Origin of the sequence: Ruminococcus sp. YE71 (assembly GCF_900119155.1) — a bacterium.
Lineage (GTDB): Bacteria > Bacillota > Clostridia > Oscillospirales > Ruminococcaceae > YE71.
In genome coordinates, this window is the sequence record NZ_FPIR01000001.1 from 1 (window position 1) to 25,732 (window position 25,732).

General features: G+C 52.5%; 17 protein-coding genes. 5 read left to right on the forward strand and 12 right to left on the reverse strand.

What is annotated here, in order from left to right:
* From BT142_RS00005 to htpG, 8 genes are all read right to left on the reverse strand, one after another.
* Positions 1 to 2,596: autotransporter outer membrane beta-barrel domain-containing protein (locus tag BT142_RS00005; RefSeq protein WP_207647516.1), on the reverse strand; the 2,596-nt coding region annotated here is incomplete at its 3' end.
* Positions 2,597 to 3,250: 654 nt separating this feature from the next.
* Positions 3,251 to 4,474: a pyridoxal phosphate-dependent aminotransferase gene (locus tag BT142_RS00010; RefSeq protein WP_072416155.1), complete on the reverse strand. Its 1,224-nt coding sequence runs from the start codon at positions 4,472 to 4,474 to the stop codon at positions 3,251 to 3,253.
* Between the two features lie 163 nt (positions 4,475 to 4,637).
* Positions 4,638 to 6,341 carry an HD domain-containing phosphohydrolase gene (locus BT142_RS00015; RefSeq protein WP_072416156.1) on the reverse strand — a complete coding sequence of 568 codons (1,704 nt, stop codon included), beginning with the start codon at positions 6,339 to 6,341 and terminating at the stop codon, positions 4,638 to 4,640.
* Positions 6,342 to 6,871: 530 nt separating this feature from the next.
* Positions 6,872 to 7,312: a MarR family winged helix-turn-helix transcriptional regulator gene (locus BT142_RS00020; protein ID WP_072416157.1), complete on the reverse strand. Its 441-nt coding sequence runs from the start codon at positions 7,310 to 7,312 to the stop codon at positions 6,872 to 6,874.
* A gap of 197 nt (positions 7,313 to 7,509) precedes the next feature.
* Positions 7,510 to 10,917: a YhgE/Pip domain-containing protein gene (locus tag BT142_RS00025; RefSeq protein WP_072416158.1), complete on the reverse strand. Its 3,408-nt coding sequence runs from the start codon at positions 10,915 to 10,917 to the stop codon at positions 7,510 to 7,512.
* Between the two features lie 661 nt (positions 10,918 to 11,578).
* Positions 11,579 to 12,451, reverse strand: a complete 873-nt coding sequence (locus BT142_RS00030) for a DegV family protein (RefSeq protein ID WP_072416159.1) — start codon at positions 12,449 to 12,451, stop codon at positions 11,579 to 11,581.
* 132 nt (positions 12,452 to 12,583) lie between these two features.
* Positions 12,584 to 13,345 (reverse strand): helix-turn-helix domain-containing protein, encoded by a 762-nt coding sequence (locus BT142_RS00035; RefSeq protein ID WP_072416160.1) that lies wholly within the window; start codon positions 13,343 to 13,345, stop codon positions 12,584 to 12,586.
* A gap of 161 nt (positions 13,346 to 13,506) precedes the next feature.
* Positions 13,507 to 15,396, reverse strand: a complete 1,890-nt coding sequence (htpG, locus tag BT142_RS00040; protein WP_072416161.1) for a molecular chaperone HtpG — start codon at positions 15,394 to 15,396, stop codon at positions 13,507 to 13,509.
* Positions 15,397 to 15,621: 225 nt separating this feature from the next.
* Between htpG and metF the strand changes: the two genes are divergently transcribed.
* Genes metF through BT142_RS00055 form a run of 3 tightly spaced genes read left to right on the forward strand, consistent with a single transcriptional unit; the run spans position 15,622 to position 18,188 of the window.
* Complete coding sequence (gene metF, locus BT142_RS00045) at positions 15,622 to 16,479, forward strand: methylenetetrahydrofolate reductase [NAD(P)H] (protein ID WP_347497564.1); 858 nt, start codon at positions 15,622 to 15,624, stop codon at positions 16,477 to 16,479.
* Positions 16,480 to 16,492: 13 nt separating this feature from the next.
* The gene (locus tag BT142_RS00050) at positions 16,493 to 17,599 is read left to right on the forward strand and encodes a CPBP family intramembrane glutamic endopeptidase (RefSeq protein WP_072416163.1); all 1,107 of its coding nucleotides are present in this window, start codon (positions 16,493 to 16,495) and stop codon (positions 17,597 to 17,599) included.
* A gap of 13 nt (positions 17,600 to 17,612) precedes the next feature.
* A complete protein-coding gene (locus BT142_RS00055) occupies positions 17,613 to 18,188 on the forward strand; it encodes a hypothetical protein (protein WP_072416164.1) in 576 nt (191 codons plus the stop codon).
* Between the two features lie 276 nt (positions 18,189 to 18,464).
* On the opposite strand, the gene BT142_RS00060 is transcribed toward BT142_RS00055, so the two are convergent.
* From BT142_RS00060 to BT142_RS00075, 4 genes are all read right to left on the reverse strand, one after another.
* Positions 18,465 to 19,490, reverse strand: a complete 1,026-nt coding sequence (locus BT142_RS00060; RefSeq protein ID WP_072416478.1) for a 3-deoxy-7-phosphoheptulonate synthase — start codon at positions 19,488 to 19,490, stop codon at positions 18,465 to 18,467.
* A gap of 207 nt (positions 19,491 to 19,697) precedes the next feature.
* Complete coding sequence (locus tag BT142_RS00065) at positions 19,698 to 21,161, reverse strand: hypothetical protein (RefSeq protein WP_072416165.1); 1,464 nt, start codon at positions 21,159 to 21,161, stop codon at positions 19,698 to 19,700.
* 57 nt (positions 21,162 to 21,218) lie between these two features.
* The gene (locus BT142_RS00070) at positions 21,219 to 21,755 is read right to left on the reverse strand and encodes a hypothetical protein (RefSeq protein WP_072416166.1); all 537 of its coding nucleotides are present in this window, start codon (positions 21,753 to 21,755) and stop codon (positions 21,219 to 21,221) included.
* A gap of 13 nt (positions 21,756 to 21,768) precedes the next feature.
* On the reverse strand, positions 21,769 to 22,842 hold the full coding sequence (locus BT142_RS00075; RefSeq protein ID WP_072416479.1) for a serine hydrolase: 1,074 nt from the start codon (positions 22,840 to 22,842) through the stop codon (positions 21,769 to 21,771).
* A gap of 377 nt (positions 22,843 to 23,219) precedes the next feature.
* On the opposite strand from BT142_RS00075, the gene BT142_RS00080 reads away from it, so the two are divergent.
* Together BT142_RS00080 and BT142_RS00085 are read left to right on the forward strand one after the other, a co-directional pair.
* The gene (locus BT142_RS00080) at positions 23,220 to 24,074 is read left to right on the forward strand and encodes a hypothetical protein (protein ID WP_072416167.1); all 855 of its coding nucleotides are present in this window, start codon (positions 23,220 to 23,222) and stop codon (positions 24,072 to 24,074) included.
* Between the two features lie 185 nt (positions 24,075 to 24,259).
* Positions 24,260 to 25,732: a rhamnulokinase gene (locus BT142_RS00085; RefSeq protein ID WP_072416168.1), complete on the forward strand. Its 1,473-nt coding sequence runs from the start codon at positions 24,260 to 24,262 to the stop codon at positions 25,730 to 25,732.

A 25,732-nucleotide genomic window follows, 5' to 3' on the forward strand; every position in this document is an offset into this window, starting at 1 on the left:
CCACGTAAGTGCCGCCTACCTGAGGCTTGCTGATGGTATCGCCGTCGAGGTTCTTATAGCTGATGATGTATTCTGTATCGGGAACTTCGTCGCCGTCGTATTCTACAGAATCAACGTCGGGAGAGTTCGCAGCCAGAGTGATATCTGCGTCCTTGACGTCGGGCTTGATAACGAAGTCTTCGGTCGCGGTGCCGATATAGCCGCCCGTACCTGTGATAATAACAGTGTAAGAACCGGGTGCGGTCGGAGCTTCTTCGAGTTCTTCGCCGTCCTCTTCGTAGGAAACGGTGTAGTCGGTATCTTCGGTCAGTTCGGTCTCGCCGAGGACTACGGTCTTGACCTCAGAGGAGTTCTCGCCCAGAGTGATAACAGCGTCGTCGATCTCGGTCTTGATGGAGAAGTCCTTCGTAACGGTTCCCTGGTAGTTGTCAAGACCAGTGATGACAGCGGTGTAATCGCCTACTTCGGTGGGTGCCTCGTCGAGGTCGGTCTCGCCCTGCTTGTAAGCAACAGAGTAATCTGTGCCTTCGATCAGGGTGGTCTCGCCGACAACTACCGATGCAACGTCAGCGCTGTTGGTCGCCATTGTGACGGTGGCGTTTTCGATGGAGGTTTTGGTCTGCTGCCCTACGACCCAAAGATCTCCGTCCTTTGTTGCTGTATAGCCATCAGTCAAAAGGCTCGTCACATCAAAGCTGAACGTACCGCCGGTGATGGACAGAGTGTCATTAGCAAATTCATCATCGAATCCACCTGTAATGCTGCCGCCGGTGATAGTTACAGCGCCTTTATTTCTACTGATCGAATATCCTGCGCTCGTGATCGTGCCGCCGTTGATGGTTACGGAACCATCATTGGTATCTATTTTAAAGCCGTATGACCATGTATCTGTAAACTCGATCGCACCGCTTTCAATAGTCACTGAGATGTCCCCACATACTAAAATTGCATAGCCGCCACCAGGTATTGTCAGCTTTCCGTTCCCGACAGAATCCTTAATTACTAAGTCGGCACGAGCGGTTAAATATTTTAAGGTAAGATTGTGTCCGTTGAGATCAAGTGTCGATGCTTTTTTGAAATCCACTTTTGAATTGGAACTGATGATATCTTCGCCAAGCTTAATCAAGCCGCCTGCTGCAACGGCTGCTTTAAGCTCATCGATAGTTGTGACGACCTTTGTGTTCTCCGCAATAGAATCCCCGACAGCCCAGACATCGCCGATATGCTCGACCGGAACGCCCTCAGCAACAAGGCTCGTCACATCAAAGCTGAACGTACCGCCGGTGATGGACAGAGTGTCATTAGTACTTCCATCACTATAGAATCCACCTGTAATGGTGCCGCCGTTGATCGTTACAGTGCCTTTGTTTCTACGGATCGAATATCCTGCGCTCGTGACCGTGCCGCCGTTGATGGTTACAAAACCATCATCAAAAATATTAATGCCCTCTGCCCCTATACTTGCAAACTCGATCGCACCGCTTTCAATAGTCACTGAGTTGCTACCATATACGCCAATTACATAGCCGTTATCAGTTAGTGTCAGCGTTCCGTTCTCGGCAGAATCCTGAATTACTAAATCGGTATAACTGTTTAAATATTTTAAGGTAAGATGGTGTCCGTTGAGATCAAGTGTCGATGCTGTTTCGAAATCCACTTTTGAAGTGGAAGTGATATCTGCGCCAAGCTTAATCAAGCCGCCTGTTCCGCCTTCATCAACGGCTGCTTTAAGCTGTTCGATAGTTGTGACGACCGTTGGTATAGTAAACTCCTTCGTCACACTGCCGTCATAATTACCCGTACCCGTGATAACAGCGGTGTAAGTGCCGGGTTCGGTGGGCTTTTCGATTGTACCGACCTGAGAATCCTGATAGGTAACGGTGTAGTCGTTAGTCGTCAGCGTGGTCTCGCCGACAACTACCGATTCAACGTCAGCGCTGTTGGTCGCCATTGTGACGGTGGTGTTTTCGGCGGTGAGGGTGGTTTTGGTACTCGCTTTGACAAAATGAGCTGTCGGTGCGGCATAATTATAGTTTATAGCGAGCGGAGAATTTGTACTGGTCTTTTCGATTCCGTCCACGATGTATGTCCAGTTTAAGAATTCATATCCATTTTTAGCCGTGGCGTAATAAACATAATTGTCGCCCGATGCGCTTGTTCTTACCGAACCGAAATCTGTGTTTACAGTCTGACCGTATGATTTGACTGCCGTAATATCATAGGTAACTGCCTTTATCTCAAACGCCTTTTCCACACTGCCCTCATAATCACCCGTACCCGTGATAACAGCGGTGTAAGTGCCGGGTTCGGTGGGTGCTGATTCGAGGTCGGTCTCGCCCTGCTTGTAGGAAACGGTGTAGTCTGTGGTCGCAGAAAGCGTGGTCTCGCCGACAACTACCGATGCAACGTCAGCGGAGTTGGTCGCCATTGTGACGGTCGTGTTTTCGGTGGTGAGGGCGGTTTTGGTCGATACCGCTTCATAAGTGACCACGATCTTTTTTACAAGGTAGTACTCATGTGGAGAAATCAGGTTTACATCATTGCTGTTTACATTTGTGAATGATAATACTTGTCCCTCAGCGTTATATGTTCCCACTGTATTATTTGCTTTGAGACTTTCCGGATTAGTACTAAGTGAATCTGATTGTCCACTCAGATATACAGTAACATCTTTGATCTTCTTTTCATTTGTAGCGGATAGATTGATCGTACCTTCACCGTTGCCCAATTTATAAAGCCAGGATCCCCAAATACTACTATTATATCGACCGCTAAAAGTTATTGAAACATCACCATCAGTTGTTGTGCCGCTTTTCTTAGTTTCCGCATTTGCATCAAATGTTGCAGTTTGAAGCGAGCTATCAGCACTCGCCATGATAGCCGTCCAACTCGTTACCGCCTGCGAGATAGGCTCAAAAGGCACCGAGCCTGTCACCATCGACAGTGCCATGATACCTGCTGTTACTCTTTTCCAAGATCGTTTCATAAGAATTCCTCCTTATTCAGATTTTTTTTGAAGCGCTCTGCACTTCTTTAGCTGTACTTGTTAGAAAACTATTACCGTTTGGTAATGTTTTCCCTCATGTTAACAATTATATCACAGTAGGTTCAATATTTCAAGTGATTTCTTAATAATTTATTATTTTAACAGCTTTTTTGTGAATATTCTACAAACATACACAAGTCGTTTTGTCAGCATATGCTCCCCGTCAACGCAAAAAAAGACCGCAGGTCATCTGCGGTCTCTCTTTTACTGTCTGTATGTTTTTAAAAATTCGCTCAGTCCGTCCATCGACTCGCTCAGCGTTTTCAGGTCGGGCAGGTACACAATCCTGAAATGGTCGGGCGTCTCCCAGTGGAAACCGCCGCCTGCCACCAGCAGTATCTTCTTCTCATGCAGGAAATCCAGCACGAACTTCTCGTCGTTGGTGATGCCGAACTTCCCGATGTCTATCTTCGGGAAGATGTAGAACGCCGCTTTCGGCTTTACCGCGGTGATGCCGTCGATCTCGTTCAGCGCCTTCGTGATGAACTCGCGCTGTTCGTAGATGCGTCCGCCGGGCAGCAGCAGCGGATCCTTCCAGCCGAAGGAGGACGGGTCGAGCGCCTTCGGTATCATATGCTGTGCAGGCACGTTCGAGCAAAGTCTCATGGAGGAGAGCATATTGATGCCCTCGATGTAGCCCTTCGCCGCCTGCTTGTTGCCCGAAAGGGTCATCCAGCCGCAGCGGTAGCCCGCCGTCATGTGGGACTTCGACAGTCCGCCGAAGGTCACGCAGAACACCTCGGGGTCGGCGATGGACGCTATCGAAACGTGCTCAACGTCGTCCATCAGCAGTCTGTCGTATATCTCATCGGAGAATATCATCAGACCGTTCTCCTTCGCCACATCGGCTATCTGCTGCAACAGATCCTTCGAGTAGACCGCGCCCGTGGGGTTGTTCGGGTTGATGATGACGATAGCCTTGGTGTTCGGGGTTATCTTCTTTCTGATGTCGGCAATATCGGGGTTCCAGTCGGAACTTTCGTCGCAGATGTAGTGTACCGCAGTACCGCCCGCAAGTGTCACCGAAGCCGTCCAGAGCGGATAGTCGGGGGCAGGCACGAGCACCTCGTCGCCCGAATCCAGCAGACCCTGCATGGACATGGTGATGAGCTCGGAAACGCCGTTGCCCGTGTAGATGTCCTTCACGGTAACGCCCGTGATGCCCTTGTACTCGTTGTAGCGCTTTATGGCCTCCAGCGCCTCGGGGATGCCCTTTGAATCGCTGTAGCCCATCGAAGCGGTGAGCGAATCAGCCATGGTCTCCAGAATGAAATCGGGGGCGGAGAAACCGAACTTTGCAGGGTTTCCGATATTGAGCTTCAATATGCGCTCCCCCTGAGCCTCCATCTCATTGGCGGCATCCATTACAGGACCTCTTATGTCATAACACACATAGTCGAGCTTATGCGACTTTGAAAAACTTCTCATCTTAAACTTACTCCTTTTTGCGGCGAAGGTCCCGACAGCGATTTTTGCAAGTTCAGCCTGCCGACGATTCACCGAAGTCAAGTTCTATTATAGCACCTATTTCACGCAAAGTCAATAATGATTATTCACAAAACGGTGCGCAAGTGCGGCGGTGTTTTTGCCGTCAGCCCTCTGACAGCGAGGAGTAATAGGCTTCAAGATTCGGGCGTGCCGCCACATAGTAGGGTTCAAGGCGCTTGTCGAACTGCGTCCCCATGCCCTCCATGATGATGCGGTCCGCCTTTTCAAAGGACATACTCTCCTTGTAGACGCGCTTGCTGACGAGGGCGTCGTAAACGTCGGCTATCGCCATGATGCGCGCTTCGAGGGGTATCCGGTCGCCCTTCAGACCCTCGGGGTAGCCCGAGCCGTCCCAGCGTTCGTGGTGGTAGTGCGCCACGTTCTCGGCGATGATGTGGAAGGTGTAGTCGTCGGTGTCTTTGAGCACCTCATGAACGATGCGCGCACCCTCGGCGGCGTGAGCCTTCATCTTCTCGAACTCCCAGGGCTCGAAGCGTCCGGGCTTGCGGAGGATAGCGTCGTCAACGGCTATCTTTCCGAGGTCGTGCATAGGCGCGGCCTTGATGATGTCCTCACAGAACTCATCCGACAGCTCGAAGGTATCGCCCTTGCGTATCTCTTCCACAAGGATGCGGACGCCCTCGCTGGTGCGCTTGATGTGACCGCCCGTGGAGTTGTCGCGGCTTTCGACCATGGTCGCCATGCTCATGATGAGGTTGTTGTGCATCGAAACGAGGTTCGCGGTCTTCTCGCTGACCTGCTTTTCAAGGTCGTCGTTATAGTGTTCGATAAGAGCCACGTACTTGCGGTTCTGGGTGTCGTCGTTGAGGAACAGCTGGTAGCCCCTGCGTCTTTTGCCGTCGTAGAGGTAGTTTATATCCACAAGGTAGGTCTTGTCGCCCGTCTCGTAGTAGACCCTGTCCTTGCTATCGTCGGCGATAAAGTCGGTGAGCCATGAGAGCACGGTCTTTTCAAGGTTCGCGTTGCCCTTGACGGGCTTATCGACGGTCACCTTTTCGAGGTCGGGGAGAAGACGTCTTGCGGTCTCGTTGCTTCCGAGGTAGTTGAGGGAGAAGTCGAAGGAGATGAAGCCCGTATTGTCAGCCTGCACCAGGGAGTCGATGCCCGAGTCGGTTATATCGTAGAGCATCATCCTGTAGACGATGACGAGGTAGACGAACTGTGCGAAAACGTAAGCCACAGGCACCAGCTCGATAACCGTGATGACCTTTCTTCCGCCGAAGAAAGCCACTATGCAGATGACTTCGGGCAGGAACATCAGCAGGAGAAGCTGGTTCGAGACCTGGGTCTTCTTGAAGAAGCAGTAGACGATCGCCGCCACGCTCAGAGCGAAGTAGACGAATATCATGATGTAGAAGACGTCGTGCAGAGGTCCGTACTCTTTAATAAGGTAAGAAGTCCCGTCCTCTCTGACAAAACCGATGTTTTTGTAGAAGCTGGCGTTTTTGCCCGCGGTCAGTGACGCCAGATACGTGAACGAGGTCAGCAGATACAGCCCCATCCGCACCAGCTTCGGCAGTTTGATCCTGCACAGGCTGAACACGGTCAGCATGATTATCAGTATCTGATAACACCCTCCGATATAGCAGACCTTGTTGGCAAGCACCGCCGCTTCAAGCGACTGTGTCTCGGACAGAAGGTAAAATCCCAGATTGGTGATGGGCACCATCACGAAAATGAGCGTGATATGCACATCAAAATGCTTGTGCCATATGAACATATATATCATCGTCAGCACCAGCGAAGCCGCAAATGTTGACAAATAGTAGATCTCACTACAGGACATATATTTCCTCCTTTAAAAAACTCCCTTTCTACATAGATCAGACTTTGAGAGTTATTGGGGGAGACCCTTTTGAAAAAGGGTCTCCCCCAAACCCCCTCACTAAAACTTTTAATACTTTTTGGCTTTTGGGCGGTTCTTCCTTACTTTGTAGAGGTCGGGAAGTTTGTAGTTCTACTCTTAGATAGCTTGACCTTGCCAAAAAGACGTACATGAGAGCGTAACGCTTCATTTGCGGTATTTATCAGACGGTCACTCTTGAAGCGGTGATAGTCTATCTTTCCAACCACAACAAACGAACAACATATTAAAAGTCTTTGGAATGTGGGCCGCCTTAGCTTCGCACGGCAAGGGGAGAACCTTTCTTCAGAAAGGTTTCCCCCAGTAAAACCCGCAGGCAGCACCCAAGAAAAGGGGATCAAGAAAAATAGTTTACTTTTTTAATTATAAACTATAAATCTCCAAATGTCAATACGGCACTTGCTGATAATTGCGAAAAAAAGCCGCAGGACGTGATTCCTGCGGCTGTGGGTTCAGTCGGAAGACATTTTTTTGAGCATCTCGGTCGCTTCGTCGATAGTCTGGACGATAGCGTCGAGCTTGTTCTGGGGAACGTCGTCGAGGGCTGCTGCGAAGCCCTTGCCGCGTTCAAGCATACGGTCTATCATCTCGCAGCCGTGGTCTGTCACCGAGATAAGCACGCTGCGCTCATCCTTCTTCGAGCGGGTGCGGCAGAGAAGACCGTCGCGCTCAAGCTTTTTGCAGAGAGTGGAAGCGTTGGAGTGAGTGATATTGAAGTAATTGCTCAGGTCTCCCACCGAAAGGCTTCCCTCAGAGCGGATAAGGAACAGCATCATAGTCTGGAGGACGGTCAGCCCCTCCTCCTTGCACATATGCTCTATCACCTTGAACAGCGAATATTTCAGGTCGTAATATGATTTGCACAGGCAGGAAAGATAATTTTCTGTGATCATTACATTTCACCTCAGTCAGAGTTGCCACCGTTACCGGAGGAAAAAGCCGAAAACCGTGCTGTTCTCCTTCAATATGGTGAATTTCGTTAATTTCTGATTCAAACTATATATATTATAACACATTTCAACATTAATTGTCAAGTCTTTTTTCAAAAAAAACGAGGCCGGGTTTTCCCGACCTCGTTTGGGATGACCTATCAGGCAAGTCCGTGTGCTTCGATCACGTCATAGAGAGTGGTCTGATTGTTTTCGATCTTCTTAGCTCTGATGATGAAGAGGTTCATCGTCAGCAGCGAGAATACTACGAGGATGCCTGCCATTACGATGCAGCAGGGAACGATGCTTCCGTTGCCCGAGATAGCGTTTCTGAACGCGTCTACGGTGTAGGTGAACGGAACGTATGCGTGGATGCTGCTAACGAATTTGCCCGAGATCTCAACAGGGTAGGTGCCTGCCGAGCCTGCGAGCTGGAGTACCATGAATATCAGCATGAGGAAGGAGCCGACCTTACCCATCGCAACGTTCATGAAGTACTGTATCGACATGAATGCGAGGGATGCAAGGCAGGCGACTACAATGGTCTTGCCCCAGCTTACGGGTGTGAAGCCGCACGCCTTGTGGAGCACGAGGAGCATTATCGCTGCCATCAGCTGAGTGAGCAGGTGAAGTACGGAAGCCTTGGAAGCCCACCATGCAACACCGTTCTTGATCTTGCTGTGAGCCTCGGTGAGAGGATACATGATGCAGAATGCAAGAGTACCTACCCAGAGACCTACCGACATCATGTAAGGTGCCATGCCGTGACCGTTATCGGAAACGTGTGTGAGCTCTGTCTTGGATGTGGAAACAGGTGCCGAGAACATATCGTAGGTAGCCTGTGTGGTGTGAACGTCGTTTATTGCCTTTGCACCGTCGGAAAGAGCGGTGGTGAGGGTGTCAGCGCCGTCGTGAGCCTTTGTCAGGCCTTCGCCGAGCTGTTCGCTGCCGTCTGCGAGCTGCGAAGCGCCGTCGGAGATCTTCTCCGCGCCGTCCAGCAGGTCGGCAGCTCCCTGATTGAGCTTTTCGTTGTTGGCGGTCAGAGTCTGTGTGCCGCTGAAGAGCTGTGCTGTGCCCTCTGCAAGCTGAGCAGTACCGCTCGCCAGCGAGGTGTTGAGGGTGCCGATGCCGCCGTTGAGGTCGTTCGCGCCCTTTACAAGTGCGGGTGAATTGGTCTTGAGTGTTGCAAGTCCGCTGCCGAGCTGCGATGCGCCGTCGGTGTAGGAGAGGATGCCTGCGCGGAGCGCCTGTGCGCCCTCATTGAGCTGTCCCGCACCCGAACCGAGTGCGTCGGCAAGAGTACCGATGCCAGCGTCGAGCTTGAATGCGCCTTCGTTGAGTGCCGCGGAGTTCTCGTTAAGGGTATCGAGGCCTGCGCTGAGTGCGGATGCGCCTTCGGTGTAAGCCGCAACGCCGTCGCGGAGCTGTTCAGCGCCTGCGGACAGCTGTGCCGAGCCCTCGCCGAGAGCCGTACCGAGCTGTGCAACGCCGTTGTCCAGCTGCTTTGCGCCTTCTTTGAGCGCCGCGCTGTTCGCGTCGATCTGTTCAAGTCCGCCCTTCAGGTCGCTGACGCCCTTGGTGTAGCTGGTTGTGCCCGAGCCTAAGCTCTGAGCGCCTGTGGAGAGGTCATAGAGACCGCTGTTAAGGGTATACATACCGGGGATTATCTGTCCGTCAAGAGCTGCCTGAACGTTTATGAGTCCGCCCTTGAGGTTGTTGATAGCCATCTTCGAGCCGGGCAGAACCGCGTCTGCGCCTGCGCTTATCGCTGCGACGCTGGTCTTGAGTGTTTCAAGGCTTGCCGCCGCGGAGTTCAGCGAGGAGAGTCCCGAAGCTGCTGTCTGCATGGTGGTCAGCTGAGTTCCGATGTCGGATACCGAGCTGCCTGCTGTCTGAGCGTAGCCGCCGATGTTATGGAGCTCATTTGCGAGAGCGAGATAACTGGGGTCGTTCATGAGTGCGGGGTTTGCCGCAGCCAGCTGCTGCATATAGGTCTGAGCGCTGCCGAGGCTTCCGCTCATACCGCTGAGAGCCGCACCTGCCGACTGAGCGTCAGCGCCGATGTTCGCCGCAGGACCTGTGATGCCTGCCGCAGCGGTGCTGAGGTCGGGTATCTCCAGTGCGGAGACTGCGGTGTTCAGCTCGGTGATGCCGCTGTGAAGGGTATCGCAGCCTGTAGTGAGCTGTGCGAGCTGTGCTGTCTTGTCAGCCGAAAGGCTTGCTTTGAGTGTGCTCGAAAGGGTGTTCAGACCGCCGAGCAGTGTGTAGGAGCCGCCCGAGAGCTGCTGTGCGCCGCCTGCCACCTGAGCCGCGCCGCTGTTAAGTGTCGCGCTGTTGGAGTCGAGCTTCTTTGCGCCGTCAGCCGCCATCGAAACGCCGTCAGCGTAAGCGGTCACGCCGTCTTTAAGGGAAGCGGAGCCGTCTTTGAGCTGTTTTGCACCCTCGCCCGCTTTTTCGCCCAGCTCCTTGGAGCCGTTTGCGAGCTGTGCCGCGCCCTCGTTGAGAGCCTTGTTATTTTCTGTGAGCTGTTTTGCGCCGTCAGCCGCCTGAGAAACGCCGTTGGTGTAAGCCGAAACGCCGTCTTTGAGCTGCTTCGAGCCGTCAGTCAGCTGCGAAACGCCTTCGCCTGCCGCTTCTGTGAGCTGCTGAGTGCCGTCCGCCAGCTGTGCCGCGCCGTTGTTGAGTGCTTCGTTGTTCGAGTTAAGGGCAGCCGCGCCCTCAGCTGCGGTATTCACGCCGTCGGTGTAGGTCTTTACGCCCTCAGCGAGTTTTCCGCTGCCGTCCTTGAGCTGTGAAACGCCGTCGCCCGACTGGGACTGCAAGCTGTTCACGCCGTCGTTGAGCTTTTTCGCGCCCTCATTTATCTGAGCTGCGCCGTCGGTGTAATCACTGATACCCTCTTTAAGTGTCTTGGTACCGTCAACGAATACCACGGACTTTTCCGCAAGGGTCTTGAGGTTCTCGGTGATAGTGTTGTTGCCCTCAGCTATCTGGTCGATACCGCTTTCGAGCTGACCCGTACCGTCTGACGCCTCATTCAGCGAATCGCCTATTCCCGAAAGTTCATCGAACACTGTCTCGGAGTAGGTCTTTGTTATCTCCTCCGAAACGCTGGTCTGGATCTTTGAAAGTGCGGTGTCGCTGAGTTTGCTTGCCACGTAGTTCCTGCCGGGGTTCGTCTCGTATTTCAGCTCCATCTTCTTGGGTTCATCCTCAAGAAGTGTCGAAGCGTTCTTCGAGAAGTCCTTCGGTATGGTGACTACCATGTAGTAGGTACCGTTTTCAAGTCCGTCCTGAGCCTGTTCCGCGTTGACGAAGTTGAACTGCAAAGCCTTGTTTTCCTTCAGCTTCGTGACCAGCTGGTCGCCGACGTCGATCTTTTTGCCTTCGTAATCATAAGGCTGATCTTCATTGACGACTGCCACAGGCAGCTTATCCAGGTTGCCGTAGGGGTCCCACATCGATGCGAGGAACAGTCCGGAGTAGATCGTTGGTATGGCGATTATTGCCGTCAGTACCATGATCATCAGCGGATTCTTGAAAATCGATCTCCATTCTTCCTTGATCATGACTCTCTCTCCTTTACATTTGATTTTATATTATAATGTATTATGTTACACACTATAATATATTTAAAGTAACTATATTATAATTCACGTATTATATATTGTCAATGCATTTTTGGACACATTTGTAAAAGTGTCCAAAAATATTTTCCGAAATGTAAAGGACCCGTGAGATTTTTTCTTTCTCACGGGTTCTGTGGGGGTTATTATTGTGGGTTTAGGTCTGGGGAAAATCGCTTGCGCGATTTTTGGGGTGTTTCACTCGAATCGCTTCGCTCTCTCGCGAAAATAAAATCGGCAAATCGTTTGTTCTTGATAGGTTGATTTTAGTTTCTCATTCCGCGCCTTTCGGGACGTTTTTTCGGGATTTGCCGATTTTATGTTTGTATGGGATGTTGGTGCGCTTTGGCTTCAAAGCCTTATTCCCTGGACGGGGACGCCGTCCCCGAGCCCCTGCTGGGGGAGCCTTTGTAGCCGTGCGCAGCTAAGGCGGGGGTCTCCCTCCTCCTAAACTTTTTGAGACTCTGGCGTGTAAGGGACGGAGACTCTGTTCCTGAGCCACTGTTTCGGGAGCCTTTGTTGCCGTGCGTAGCTAAGGCGGGGGTCTCCCTCCCTCCTAAACTTTTTGTCTCTGGCGTACACGGGACGTTTGTTTAGGCGGTAATTATCTCTTGTCTCCGTAGAAAAACAGCGCCAGCGTTCCGGGACCCGAATGGGCACCTATTACAGGGCCTGTATACGCTATCACTACTTCAGTGTCCCTGCCGAATATCTCCTTCATCATATTCTCGGCCGCAAGCGCATCATCTATACAATCTCCATGACTCATGGTCACTATCGGATTCGGATTGACGCCTGCTCGCTCCTTTATCATCTCTCCCAGCGCCTTTATCGACGCCTTCCTGCCGCGGACTTTCCCCTGCGGTATCAGATGACCCTCGTCATCAACGTTCAGCAGCGGCTTGATGCCCAGCATCGTGCCCGCTATCGCCGCTCCGCGCGAAACCCTTCCACCGCGGAACAGATATTTCAGGTCGTCTACCGTGAAAACATGGCAGATATGCGGCCTTATCTCCTCGATGTACTCCGCGAGCTTCTCAATGGAATAGCCCTCGCGCTTCTTCTTCTCGGCGTATATCAGCAGCAGACCCTCCCCCGACGATGCCGCCAGCGAATCCACTACGATTATCTTACGGTCGGGGTACTTGTCTTTCAGCTCGTCGCGCACGATCAACGAGCTCGCGTAGCTGCCGCTCAGTCCCGACGAGAACGCAAGGTACAGCACGTCCCTGCCCTTTTGCAGCTCCTCCTCGAACGCCTTCTCATAGACGCCGACTGGTATCTGCGAGGTCTTGGTGCGTGCGTCGTTTCGCATACGGGTGTAGAATTCTTTCATTGTGATGGTATCTGTGGTAAATGTCTCGCCGTCCACCTCAAAGCTGAGAGGGAGCAGCTTGCAGTCCATCTGTGCGAGCCTTTCTTCGGGCAGGTCGCAGGTGGTATCGCAGAACAGCGTATACGGTCTGTTGTTATCCATAACTGTTACACTCCATAGATAAAAAATTCGGGCAGAGACTTTGACCTCTGTCCGAATTGATTATATCACATTATCACCAAATGTGCAAGACGTTTGTGAGTTTCTTTTACCCATTTTGCAAAAATTGTCGCACTATTCATCCTTCTTGCCGCTGTCGGGGGACTGCCATGTCATGCGGAAGTAATTCTCGCGGTACTGCTTCGGGGTCATACCCGTGTGCTTGCGGAAGCAGGAGATGAAATGGCTGTGGGAGCTGAAATTCAGGTAGTTACCGATGTCCACGGGGGTGTATTCCGAGAATTTCAGCATATTCTCCGCCGCCTGTATTCGCCTTGACATCACGTACTCTGTGATGGTCATGCCGACTTCCTTGCGGAACAGTTTCGAGAGGTACTGCGGAGTCAGCCCCAGTTCATCGGCGAGTTCCTGAACGCGCACACCATTATATATATTATTGTATATGAGGTCAAGACAGGTGAGGACGTGCTTCGAGTAAGCCTCGCCCGAATTCACCATGCGCATACGCTTTGTGTACTCGATGAAGGTCTCGCGGTGGATATCCGAGAGCTGTTTTTCGGTGGTGCTGACATCAAGCCTGTTGATGAAGATATCGCTGATGGTGTATGCGGTCTCCATCGGCATACCCGCTTCGATGCAGAAGCGTGCTATCAGCGCTATGGTTATAACGAGGTGGTATTTTATATTGCGTATGGGGTCGGCTGACAGCTTGCCGTAGCCCTCCACCGCCAGCGGTGTGTAGAGTTCCATTACCCTGTCGAGGTCGCCCGCGCTGACTGCCGAATAGAATTCGAGTTCTTTCTGATACGGCGAATGCAGCAGCCCGTTCTCCCTCTGCATGAACTCCCTGTAGTTAAGTTCCTTGTTTATTGACATAAACTCACCCCTGTAATTTTCCTGCATTATATATCAAAAATATAATCTTATATTATTATAACACATCAAAAACGATAAGTCAATGACCGTATAACGTGCTTTTTCGCACGAAAAAAAAGCTCTGTCTTGTGCGATACTGCACAAAACAGAGCAGGATTTCATCATACCATAAGTCCGCAGATGAGGTCTGCAAACTCTACGGGGTTCTCCACCGTCAGACCCTCGATGAGCAGAGCCTGCGAGTAAAGCAGCTTGGTGTAGTCGGCGAGCTTATCCTGGTCGTCGGCTTCAAACAGCGCTTTGAGCTTTGCGAACACGGGGTGCGAAGCGTTGAGCTCCAGGCACTTTTCTGCCTTGACGCGGTTGTTGTCGTTCTGGGGCATGGAGTTGAGCACCTTCTCCATCTCGATAGTCACCTGACCCTCACTGGTGAGGCATACGGGGTGGCTCTTGAGACGCTTGGAAAGGCGGACTTCCTTGACCTTGCCCTCAAGAGCGTCGGTCATGAAGGCGAACATATCCTTATTCTCTTCGGCAGTCTTCTTTGCCTCTTCCTTCTCTTCCTCGGTATCGAAGTCGAGGTCGGCGTCGGTGATAGATCTGAAAGGCTTGTCCTTATACTTCATCATTACCCTGATAGCGAACTCATCAACATCCTGAGTGAAGTACAGAACTTCGTAGCCCTTATCTCTTACCTTTTCAAATACAGGCAGGAGCTCTATCTTCTCACGGCTCTCGCCGCAGGCGTAGTAGATGTTCTCCTGACCTTCCTTCATGCGTTCAACGTACTCTGCGAGCGTTACCTTGCCCTTGTCGTCGAAGGACGAGGGGAACATCAGCAGATCCTGCAAAGCGTCGATAGCCGTGCCGTAGCTCTGGTAGATGCCGAACTTGAACTGGAGACCGAACACATCATAGAACTTCTCGTACTTCTCGCGGTCGTTCTTGAGCAGCTTGGTCAGCTCGTTCTTCACGGTCTTCTCGATATTCTTAGCGATGACCTTCAGCTGTCTGTCGTGCTGGAGCATCTCACGGGAGATGTTGAGGGACAGGTCTTCGCTGTCCACAAGACCCTTGACGAAGCTGAAATAATCGGGGAGCAGGTCTGCGCACTTGTCCATTATCATTACGCCGCTGGAGTACAGCTGGAGACCCTTCTCGTAGTCCTTGGAGTAGTAGTCGAAGGGAGCGCGTCCGGGGATGTACAGCAGAGCGTCATAGGTCGCGATACCCTCGGTCTTGGAGTGGATGTGCATAACAGGCGGAGTATAGTCCATGAACTTCTCCTGATAGAACCTGTTGTAGTCGTCGTCGCTGAGCTCGGACTTGTTCTTCTTCCAGATAGGTGTCTGGGAGTTGAGTGTCTCGTCCTCGATTACGATGTCGGGCTCTTCCTTGCCCTCGCTGTACTTGGGCGACTCGCACATCATCTTTATCGGGAAGCGGATGTAGTCGGAGTACTTCTTTACCAGCGACTGGATGCGGTACTGTTCGAGATAGTCGGAGTACTTCTCGTCGTCGGTATCGTCCTTGAGGGTGAGGATGACCTCGGTGCCGACGGTATCCTTGTCGGTCTCCTCAACGGTGTAGCCGTCAACGCCGTCCGACTGCCACTTGTAAGCCTTGTCGCTTCCGTAAGCCTTGGTGATGACGGTAACGGACTTTGCCACCATGAAGGTCGAATAGAAGCCGACGCCGAACTGACCGATGATGTCAACATCCTCGCCGAGCTCGTTCTCGGTCTTGAACGCCAGCGAACCGCTGGACGCGATGGTGCCGAGGTTGTTTTCCAGGTCGTCGGCGGTCATGCCGATACCGTTATCCGAAACGGTCAGGGTGCGGTCGTCCTTGTTGGTGCTTATGCGGATAAGAAAATCATCCTTGTTCATGCCCACCGAAGTATCGGTCAGCGATTTGAAATAGAGCTTGTCGATGGCATCGCTCGCGTTGGAGATTATCTCACGCAGGAATATCTCCTTGTGCGTATAGATGGAGTTTATCATCATATCGAGCAGACGCTTCGACTCGGCTTTAAACTGTTTTGTTTCCATTATTACTACCTCTTTTGCCTTGAAGGATCTTAGCACTCTTGACGGTCGAGTGCTAACTATATTTTTATTATACACTATAATCCGCAAATTGCAAGGGATATAACACAAATTCTATAATTTGTTTACACACGGTACATATAGGCGTTTGTATTTTTTCCGAAGATATGTTATAATTATAGTGTCTAACTGTGATATACTATAATAAGGATAGTGATATATATGCAAATGAAAGAGATCTTTACCGAAGGCAGGACCGTCTTTTCCATGGAAGTTTTCCCCCCGAAAAAGACCGATCCCGTCAGCGAGATATATTCGACCCTCGAAGGTCTGTCGGACACTAAGCCCGACTTCATAAGCTGTACCTACGGCGCGGGCGGCAACCCTGCCGACACTTCCACCGTGGACATCTGCCGCGCTATCAGGGAAAAGTTCGGCATACTGCCCATCGCTCACCTCACCTGCGTCAACAACACCCGTGAGGACATCGACCGCGCTATCGCCCTCTTCCGTGAGGCAGGGGTGACAAACGTGCTCGCTCTGCGCGGCGACTACAGCGACAGAGTCCCCCCGAAGGACGATTTCCACTACGCTTCCGAGCTAATCACATATTTAAAGGAACACGCCCCCGAGATAAGCGTGTCGGCTGCCTGCTACCCCGAGACTCACCCTGCGGCAGTCAGCGCGGTGGACGACATCCTTCGCATGAAGGAAAAGGAACAGTGCGGCGCGGAACACTTCATGTCACAGCTGTTCTTCGATAACGAGGACTTCTACGAGTTCCGCGAAAAGACCCAGATAGCAGGCATCCGCAGCCCTATCGAGGCAGGCATCATGCCCGTCACCACAAAGGCCGGCATCCTGCGCATGGTGTCCATGTGCGGCGCTTCCATACCGAAAAAGCTCGCAAGACTGCTCAACCGCTACGAAAACGACCCTACCGCTCTCCGCGACGCCTGTATTGCCTACGCTATCGACCAGATAGTTGACCTCATCGCGAACGACGTTGACGGCATCCATCTCTATTCGATGAACAAGCCCGAGATCGCAGGCAGGATCTACGATGCGGTCAAGAATCTTCTCTGACGGAGTGTGAAAAATGTACGGTAATAATTTTCCGCCGCCGATGACGCCCCGACAGCAGCCGCAGCCTTCGCCGCAGCGGCAGTTCCTTTCTCCGAACGAGTACTGGGCGCAGAAACAGCAGGCGATGCGAAACGAAAAGAAGGCGCTTTCAAAGAGCGCTACCAAGGCGGCGCTCCTGCTTATACTATATAATATAATGAACCTTGTCTCGGCGAGGATATTCTACATCATCGTGTACAGCGTGGTCAGCAAGTCGCCCACCATCAGCCTGCAAGTGGCGGTGGAGAAGCTGAAATCCGACTACGCCGACCTCATCGCGGGGACGGCATTCCGCATGAGTGCGATGCTGTTCACGGTACTGCTTTCGACCCTCGTGGTGTTCATCACAGGACAGTTTTTGCTGAAAGCCGACCTTGTCTCGTGGTTCCGACCATCGAAGAAAAACGTCGCCGAGGGCTTCAAATGGGCACCGTCCTGTATCACGGTCAATCTGATAGTCAGCGTTTTCGCGGCGCTGATAGTCGATATGCTCTCGTCGGGCGGCGTGAACGTCCCGAAAGCCGACTTTACGATAAAGACCCCCACCACCCTCGGACTGACGATGCAGTTCCTGTACGTCTGTGTCGCAGGTCCTTTCGCGGAAGAGTTCATCTACCGCGGCGTCATTCTGAGACTGCTGTCCCCCTACGGAAAGGGACTTGCGGTGTTCGTATCGGCGCTGTTCTTCGGCGTCATGCACGGCAACCTCTCCCAGACAGTGCCGACCTTCATCGGCGGTATGCTGTTCGCGGCGGTGGCGGTAAGCTGTGACAGCCTTATCCCGACGCTGATAATACACATCTGCAACAACGTCATCGCTTCGATAAACGACTTCGGCACAGCCATGAACAAGGACTTCTCGAACATTTACCTCGGGGCGGCGATACTCATGATGATAATCGGCTTCTATGTGATGCTGGTGTTCATCAACGACCTCTCCGAAAGCATATCGAAAAATCAGCAGTACGCGCTGTCGGCAGGAAAACGCACCTCCACAGTGTTCGTAAATGTCGCGATGATAATTTATATAGGTATATTCCTTGTTTATCCGTATATCGAATCGTTTATCCAAGCAAACTGAGGTGAAAAAAACGGTGTCTGAAACCTTTCTCATGCCCGAGGGCATATCTGTCGAGGATACCTCGGCACTGAAAAACACATATTCGCACGGGGATGAGGGCTGTCTGTCGGCAGTGCTGTCCGCCGAACTGCTCGAAAAATTCATCCGCGGATTTACAGGGCTTATCCCCGAGCCGATATTCTTCTTTCTCGAACTGCCCGTAAGCGGCAGCGACGACGAGTTTGAACTGTACTATCTCGACAACTGCACCGCCCCCGTCATCAGCACGCTTATCACCGAGTACGGTCAGATGCTGATAAACGACGGCCTGTGCAGGTTCGGCTTCGGCGGAAACGAAAGCGGCGACGAGATATACGTTCAGCGGTACAAGGTCATGAGCATCTACTCGCCCGACGGCGGTCGGCTGAAAAAGACCGAAAAACTGCTCAAAGACCTCGGCGCTTCCCCCGTCACTGACCTGGTCACCCCCTGGGACGTTATCTCCGAGGAAAACCCCGCAGTCTGCGCAAGCGTCGAGGAAGACGGCATCTCCGCCTTCGACCTCCCCGAAATGCTCGAAAAAGCAGGTATGTACAAAGCCGAAAACTAAAAACAGTCCGAAAGCGACGCTTGCCGCTTTCGGACTGTTTGTTATGTACAGGGAATTAACTGCGGGATTCACTGTGGAAAACCCGCCTTAGCTTTGCACGGCCAGATGAAAGGTTCTCCCCTTGCCGTGCGCAGCTAAGGCGGCCCCCATTCCAAAGACTTTTAATATGTCGTCTGTTGGCCGTGGTCGGGAAGATAGGCTATCACCGCTTCAAGGGATGATGTCTTTCTGACGGGTAGGAAATTTCCCTGCCCCGTACAAACTACAGAAAAAGCATCAGAGCAGGTCAGCGAGCTCGAGGACGAGTTTCTCGGACTTAGCCCAGCCGAGGCAGGGGTCGGTGATCGACTTGCCGTATACGCCTTCGCCGATCTTCTGTGCGCCGTCTTCGATATAGCTTTCGATCATGAGGCCCTTGACCATGCCTGCGATCTCGTTGGAGTGGCGGCAGCTGTGGAGGACTTCCTTTGCGATGCGGATCTGCTGTTCGTACTTCTTGCCCGAGTTTGCGTGGTTGCAGTCAACAACGACAGCGGGATTTGCGAGGTCGGAGTGTTTCTGATACATATCGTAAACAGTGATAAGATCCTCGTAGTGGTAGTTCGGAAGGGAGTGACCCTGCTTGTTGACATAGCCGCGGAGGATAACGTGTGCGAGGGGGTTGCCCTTAGTGCGAACTTCCCAGCCTCTGTAGAGGAAAGTGTGCTGCGACTGTGCCGCTGTCACGGAGTTGAACATAACGCTGTAGTCGCCGCCTGTGGGGTTCTTCATGCCGACGGGGATGGAGATACCGCTGGCGGTCAGTCTGTGCTGCTGATCCTCTACCGAACGCGCACCGATAGCAACGTAGGACAGAAGGTCGTTCACGTAACGGTGATTCTCGGGGTAGAGCATCTCATCGGCGCAGGTCAGACCTGTTTCCTTGATAGCCTTCTGGTGCAGTTCTCTGATCGCGATAAGACCTGCGAGCATATCCTCCTGCTTCTCGGGGTCGGGCTGATGTACCATGCCCTTGTAGCCTGCACCTGTGGTACGGGGCTTGTTGGTGTAGATGCGGGGGATGATGATGATCTTGTCCTTTACCTTCTCCTGAAGTCCAGCGAGACGGGTGGTGTAGTCAAGAACAGCGTCCTCGCGGTCAGCCGAGCAGGGTCCGATTATCAGCAGGAACTTGTCCGACTTGCCCTCGAATACTGCCGCGATCTCAGCGTCGCGCTTTTCCTTGATCTCCTTGATGTCGTCGGAGAGGGGGAACTGTTCCTTGATCTCCTTGGGGATAGGCAGCTTTCTGATGAATTCCATGTTTTTCATTTCTCTTACATCCTTTTCTGTATAAAATTTGGTTTAAATGGGTGACTTTGATGATTTTAACCGTTAAAACGTCACAGTGGTAAATATGCTTGCCCTCTGTGCTTACCAGACAGAGGACAAGCCGTATTGTACTGTTTGCTTTTCGGTAAAAGTTGTGCCGCAAACGGTTTTGTCGTTTCCGCGTCAGAGCGAATAAGCTCAGCGTGCCTTCTCTACAGGCTCGAAGCGGATGCGGATATCGGGCAGCTTTGCGATGGTGGCGTAGCTGTTGAACATTCCGTCGGGAGCGGTGAGATCGTTCTCGCCCGATGCAGGGGGTGCGAATATCCTGAGGGTCAGGTCAGCCTCGCCCTCAAGAGGCTTCTCGAAGAAGGCGCTCATAAGGTCGATGGTCTTAGCCTTGGGGGACTTATAGAACCACTTGCCGTTTATCTCCATCATGAGGTTGGAGTCGTCGTCGAAAGTGACCTCACAGAAGTGGGGGTTCTTGTCGAAGTGGAGAGGTATCTCGATACCCTCGGCGTCCTCGGAACCGCCCCATCTCAGCTGAACGGGGAACTGCAATTCCCCGCCGCGGGTCATGGAGGGCTTGAAGAAGTCGTCGTGGATTATCTGCTTGTACACGCCCATGAGCGGCTGTTCGATACCGCAGTCGGAGTAGTTGGGATCCTCGATCTCAAGACCAAGTCTGCCGCGGTCGCGGAACTGATACATGGAGAAGCCGTTGAACCAGCCCTCGTCGGGGTCAGCCTTGAGCATATCGCAGTACTCCCTGACCATGTCAGCCTGTTCGTAAGGGCCCGTAACGTCGCCGTCGGCGTTGAACTCGCTCATGACCATCGGCTTCTTCACGCCGCCGTTGATCTCTGTGAGGCGCTTGCAGGTGCGCTTTGTCCAGTCGTAGATATTCTTGATATTGTCGCGGCCGTGGGTAGTCTCTGAAGGAGTGCCGCCGCCGCAGTTGCGCTCGGCAACGTCGTAAGGCCAGCCCCAGTGGAGTGCGAAGTACTTGTCAACGCTCCAGATGTCGGTGTCCTTGAACGCCTGAGTGAACTCTTTTTCCATCTCTATCTCGCCCTTGGCGTCGTCTATGCCGCCTGCGCAGAGGATGGTGGAAACGTTTGGAGCGTGCTCCTTGAGTATCTTGTTGAAGCGGCAGTAGAAATCCGCTATCTCCTGATAGCTTGCACGCTTGGTGAAGCTGAACCAGTTGCCCGTAGCCTCGTGGTTTATCCTCAGCTGCATACGTCCGAAGGTCTTCAGGTCGTTGGCGATGGCGATAAGGTGCTCATCGGAAACGTTCGGGTCGATGGTGAGGGTGAGGATGACTTCCTGACCGTGACGGCGGACGTCGCGCATACAGGTGAAGGGTTCGCCGTCGGTATTGCCGTTCAGACCGCCCTTGTAGGTGAAATAGTCATCGTAGGGGTAATCCCAGGCGAAGGAAACTTCCATGTCCTTGCAGGCCTCGGATATCCTCTGGGGAAATTCCTTGTCCAGGGGGTAATAGCAGTACATCAGGCTGATGCCGCGGTGGGGTCTGCCCAGCTTATGCAGGATGTAATCCTGATTGACGTACTCGCCTCTTTCAGAGCCGTCGCCGAGATCGACCGCGCACTTAGCCGCGCCCATATGTACGGCGTATGCTTTGAATCCACTCATGTTTTAACCTCCAAATATATTACATTTTGCCTTGGCGTTTGTCTTATATTGACCGCATCATCCGTTGGCGGTATCAGCCGTGAACTCATGATCGCAGAACTGACATACCGCGGGGATCCCGAGCCGCACCCTGCATTCGCCGCCGCAGTTGGGGCACTTCACGCTGTGGAGCACCGCTTCTTCGGGGACCTGCTGTTTGTAGTACGCATGGAACTTCCTGTTCACGGGGTCGTAGTTTATGTTATTGAGATACTTCCGGGTCTGCATCTTTTGCAGCTTCTTCATGGGCTGTTTTATGTTCAGCTCGGTGCGCACGATGTCCTCTGAGATCTCGATGTTGGGATAGTTGTAGAAAAGATCCGCGATAGACTCAGCCTTCCAGCGCAGGGAAATACGGCGCGCCGCGGCGTAAAAGCCCCACACGAACAGCGCCATCAGAAACACAGACGATAAAATATCCGAAACGCTCTTGTGAGCCTTTATGCTGTCGGACAGAACGATGATGCTCGCCACCACGAACAGACCGAATATGAACAGAAGCACAACATCGACCTTGTTCCCGATTTTTGTTTTTATGCCTAAGTACTCTTTCATAGCGTTCTTCCTCTCATTCTTCGGAAACGAGCTGTTCGTTGATAATGTCGAACTGTTCGGCGAGCCTGTGGAAGACCTCGTCGCTCTCATGGGTCTCGGGGATCTGTTCGGTCATGATGACCAGCACGAAAGGCAGGTCGGCGTAGCAGATCGCGCAGTCGTGGTAGCACATCTGATCCCAGTCCGAGCCGTACTTGTGGGAGACAGGGTATTTGTCCGAGAGCTGAGCGGTTATCTGCGTCTCATGCTCGGTCTGCTGCATAAGGCGTATCAGCCAGTCGCCGCGCTTGGTGTCGTTGGCGTACCAGAAAACATCCTCATACTCCTTGAGCAGGTCGGCGGCTGTACATTCGTTGAAGATGTAGCCGTAGCCGAGGTAATACCCGACCCCAAGCTCATTGTTCATGTCGTTGAAATCATAGAACCCGTACTTGTTGACAAGGTTCAGGTAAGCCGAGTTGTCCGACTCGGTGACCGCCAGCTTTATCAGCTCTCTTGCGGTAAATTGACTGCCGTAGCCCGACTCCGCCACCGTCCCCGCGAGGGGTATCCAGAGGTCGTTGATGGTCACCTTCTCGTCGAGGTCGATGCCCTTCGCCAGCAGGCTCTTGCAGAACGGAACTTTTATGGTGGAACAGCAGCCGTAGTACCTGTTCTCGTTGTAAGCGCAGGCGGCGCCCGTTATCACGTTCTTGTACACGAAGCTGATGCTGTAGCCGTACTCGCCGCAGATCGCGTCGATATCCGAGAAAGCTTTTTTCAGCTTCTTGTTTGAGTAGACCTGTTTCGGGAAATCCGAAACCGAGAAGCGGTGCCCCGACAGGAGCTCTTCCTTGATGCCCACAGGCTCTTTCGGCGCTTCGGTGACGGTGGTGGTGACAGTCTCGGTCACAGGTTCTTCTTCATCGGGCAGCGTTATCACGGGGGAGTGCATATCGGGCACTTCCGCGAGTTCGGGAGCGGCAGTTTCGGCAGTCGTGGTGAATGTTACGCGCTCAGTCTCGGAAGGCGGTATCTCTTTTCCGCCGCAGCCCGAGAGCAGAACTGCCGAAAGCAGCAGCACCGCCGCTTTCATATTGTTATACATATCATTTTTTACCCATTCGATGCCGACATCCTTCGGCAAACCCCATTTACAATACTCATAGCTATTTTATCACAAAACCCGTCAAATGTCAACACTAATAATCTTATATAACATCACAAGATTTTAGCCAATCGGAAAATATTTTTGACAACTCGCACATAAAACCGAAACTTCCAACGAAAATCGGCAGATTTAAAGTAAAAATCGAAAAGTTATTGACATTTCCTTTTAAATATTGTATAATATATTAAGGATATGTTTCTACTTGTCAGGTAAATAATTACATTTGTCATCCCACAAAATGACATACGTTATCTTTACAAACGGCACCGCGTTCGGTATAATTAAACTATACCAAAACGAAAGGTCGTGCCGCTATGTTAAAAAAGATCATAACCGCTGTATTGTTCGTTATCTCGCTGTGTGCGCTGCTCACATCGTGCAGTCTTTCCGCCGATGACGTGAAGCTCAGCGACGCAAAACAGTGCAAAAAGTACGCCGAGGATAACTACTGCGAGTGTGAGCTCATCAGCAGTTACGAGTCGGACGGAGAGCACAAGTATGAGTTCCGCGACATGGAATGCGGGTTCAGCTTCTATGTCACAAGCTGCGCTGTCAGCATGGGTATGGACGGCACAACGTTCTATTATCATGAGAGAACGAGCAGCAACTACGACACGGAATACTGCAAATGGGTGGTCGGTTCCGTAAAAGCCGAGACCGACGCTCTCGCCGAAGAATACGGCATGAACATAGAATGGGAGGAAAACCCGTATACCGGACTTGCGGAGATCACCATCGACACCGCCGACCCGAAAGTCTGCGAGGATGCAGCCGTGAAACTCGGTCAGCTGATAAAAAGCGCGGACAGGCGCAGCAGATACTCGAACTGCGAGATACCCTTCATCGGCTCCGACTATCATCTTCTCGGCACCTTCAAGTTCGAGAACATGACCTTCGAGAAGTTCGACAGGGACAAGCTCGAAGAGCTCAAAGCCGCACTCGAAGGCTACACGGGCTTCGAGATGGAGTACGTGTGGAACTATCAGACGAATTTCGAGGATCTGTACAAGATCGGTGGACACACCCGTCAGGACGGTTCGGACGGGTCTGTCACCGTTTACTACTTCAACGGCGGAGGAAAACAGTGGTACATCACGGACGCGGTCATCGAGGACGGGACTTACTATTATTTCATGGCAGATGAGGAATATCTCGGGTACGAGGGATAGACATAAGGACGGAACTTTTTTTCACGCTCCCTTTGCCGTACCCCGTGCGCCGATAAACATGACGCTGACCGGGCAGCTGCGCTTTTTCAAGGCGCGGCTCCGCCCGTAACATAAAGGCAGCACCGCGCAGGTCTCTGCACGGTAATGCCCGAACCTACATTGAATCAACAAGGGAGTTGTTAACTATGACAAAAAGAGTTCTCGCTATTGATCTTGGTGCTTCAACAGGAAGAGGTCTCATTGCCGAGCTTGACGGCGGCAAAATTTCACTCGAAGAGATCGAACGCTTCAACAACACGCCTGTTTCTCTCATGGGTACTACCTACTGGGATGTCCTCAGGCTTTTCCACCACATCAAAAACTGCCTGCTCAAAGCAAAACCCTACGATATACAGAGCTTATCCATAGATACGTGGGGCGTTGACTTTGCGCTGCTCGACCGCGACGGCGTGCTTCAGGGCAACCCCGTCCACTTCCGCGACAAGCGCACAACGGGCATGGTAGACTACGCGATCCGCACAGAGATAGCGCGTGAAAGACTTTACGAGATAACGGGCATCGAGATAATGGAAAAGAACACCCTTTTCCAGCTCGAAGCTTTGCAGCTCAATCACGACAGCCATGTGGAAGCCGCTAAGGAACTTCTGTTCATGCCCGACCTGTTCAACTACTTCCTCAGCGGAGAGGACAGGACCGAGCCTTCCATCGCGTCCACTTCCCAGATGCTCGACGCACGCACGAAGCAGTGGTCGTGGGAGATAATCGAGGACATACAGCTCGACTCCCCCGCTCTTCCGGGCATCGTCCCCAGCGGAACGGTCATCGGAAAGCTGCTGCCGGACATCGCACATGAGCTGGGCGTTGAGCGCACCGACATCATCGCAGGATGCGGTCACGATACTCAGTGCGCGGTAGCCGCCGTACCTGCCGAGGAGAAGGACTTCCTGTTCCTCGACTGCGGTACATGGTGCCTGCTCGGTACCGAGCTGGACGGTCCGCTGATAAACGAAAAGACCCTTGAACTGAACCTCTCGAACGAAACGGGCTTTGAGGGCAGGACTACCCTGCTCAAGAACATCGTGGGACTGTGGCTCATCCAGGAGAGCCGCCGTCAGTGGATACGCGAGGGTCAGGAATACAGCTTCGCGGAGCTGGAAGAGCTGGCTAAGGACGCCGAGCCCTTCAGGAGCTTCGTTGACCCCTCCGCCCCCGAATTCTCGGCGGCAGGAAATATCCCCGAACATATCCGCGAGTTCTGCGAGTTCACGGGTCAGCCCCTGCCCGAGAGCATAGGCGAGGTCGTGCGCTGCATCTACGAGAGCCTTGCGTTCAAGTACCGCGAGGTCATCGAAGAGATACAGGACGTTACGGGCAAGAAGTTCAAAAACCTCTACATGGTCGGCGGCGGCGCGAAGGACGAGACCCTCGCGCAGGCGGCGGCAGATGCCTGCGGCATCAGAGTGGTGGTCGGCCCCGTTGAAGCGACCGCTTACGGCAACGCGGCGATACAGTTCATCGCAAAGAGAGACATCACCGACCTGGACGAAGCAAGACAGATCATCCGCGATTCCATCGAGCCGAAAGTGTTCGAGCCGAAGAACGCCGACGCATGGAACGAGGCTTACAAGCGTTTCAGAAAATTCACAGCAGAGACCTGA

Excerpts from the sequence above, each read along its gene's own strand:
- htpG (WP_072416161.1), bottom strand. The coding sequence starts at position 15,396 with ATGGAAACAAAACAGTTTAAAGCCGAGTCGAAGCGTCTGCTCGATATG.
- BT142_RS00085 (WP_072416168.1), top strand. The coding sequence starts at position 24,260 with ATGACAAAAAGAGTTCTCGCTATTGATCTTGGTGCTTCAACAGGAAGA.
- BT142_RS00010 (WP_072416155.1), bottom strand. The coding sequence starts at position 4,474 with ATGAGAAGTTTTTCAAAGTCGCATAAGCTCGACTATGTGTGTTATGAC.
- BT142_RS00025 (WP_072416158.1), bottom strand. The coding sequence starts at position 10,917 with ATGATCAAGGAAGAATGGAGATCGATTTTCAAGAATCCGCTGATGATC.
- BT142_RS00050 (WP_072416163.1), top strand. The coding sequence starts at position 16,493 with ATGTACGGTAATAATTTTCCGCCGCCGATGACGCCCCGACAGCAGCCG.
- BT142_RS00075 (WP_072416479.1), bottom strand. The coding sequence starts at position 22,842 with ATGTATAACAATATGAAAGCGGCGGTGCTGCTGCTTTCGGCAGTTCTG.
- BT142_RS00020 (WP_072416157.1), bottom strand. The coding sequence starts at position 7,312 with ATGATCACAGAAAATTATCTTTCCTGCCTGTGCAAATCATATTACGAC.
- BT142_RS00070 (WP_072416166.1), bottom strand. The coding sequence starts at position 21,755 with ATGAAAGAGTACTTAGGCATAAAAACAAAAATCGGGAACAAGGTCGAT.
- BT142_RS00035 (WP_072416160.1), bottom strand. The coding sequence starts at position 13,345 with ATGTCAATAAACAAGGAACTTAACTACAGGGAGTTCATGCAGAGGGAG.
- BT142_RS00030 (WP_072416159.1), bottom strand. The coding sequence starts at position 12,451 with ATGGATAACAACAGACCGTATACGCTGTTCTGCGATACCACCTGCGAC.
- BT142_RS00060 (WP_072416478.1), bottom strand. The coding sequence starts at position 19,490 with ATGGAATTCATCAGAAAGCTGCCTATCCCCAAGGAGATCAAGGAACAG.
- metF (WP_347497564.1), top strand. The coding sequence starts at position 15,622 with ATGAAAGAGATCTTTACCGAAGGCAGGACCGTCTTTTCCATGGAAGTT.
- BT142_RS00015 (WP_072416156.1), bottom strand. The coding sequence starts at position 6,341 with ATGTCCTGTAGTGAGATCTACTATTTGTCAACATTTGCGGCTTCGCTG.
- BT142_RS00065 (WP_072416165.1), bottom strand. The coding sequence starts at position 21,161 with ATGAGTGGATTCAAAGCATACGCCGTACATATGGGCGCGGCTAAGTGC.
- BT142_RS00080 (WP_072416167.1), top strand. The coding sequence starts at position 23,220 with ATGTTAAAAAAGATCATAACCGCTGTATTGTTCGTTATCTCGCTGTGT.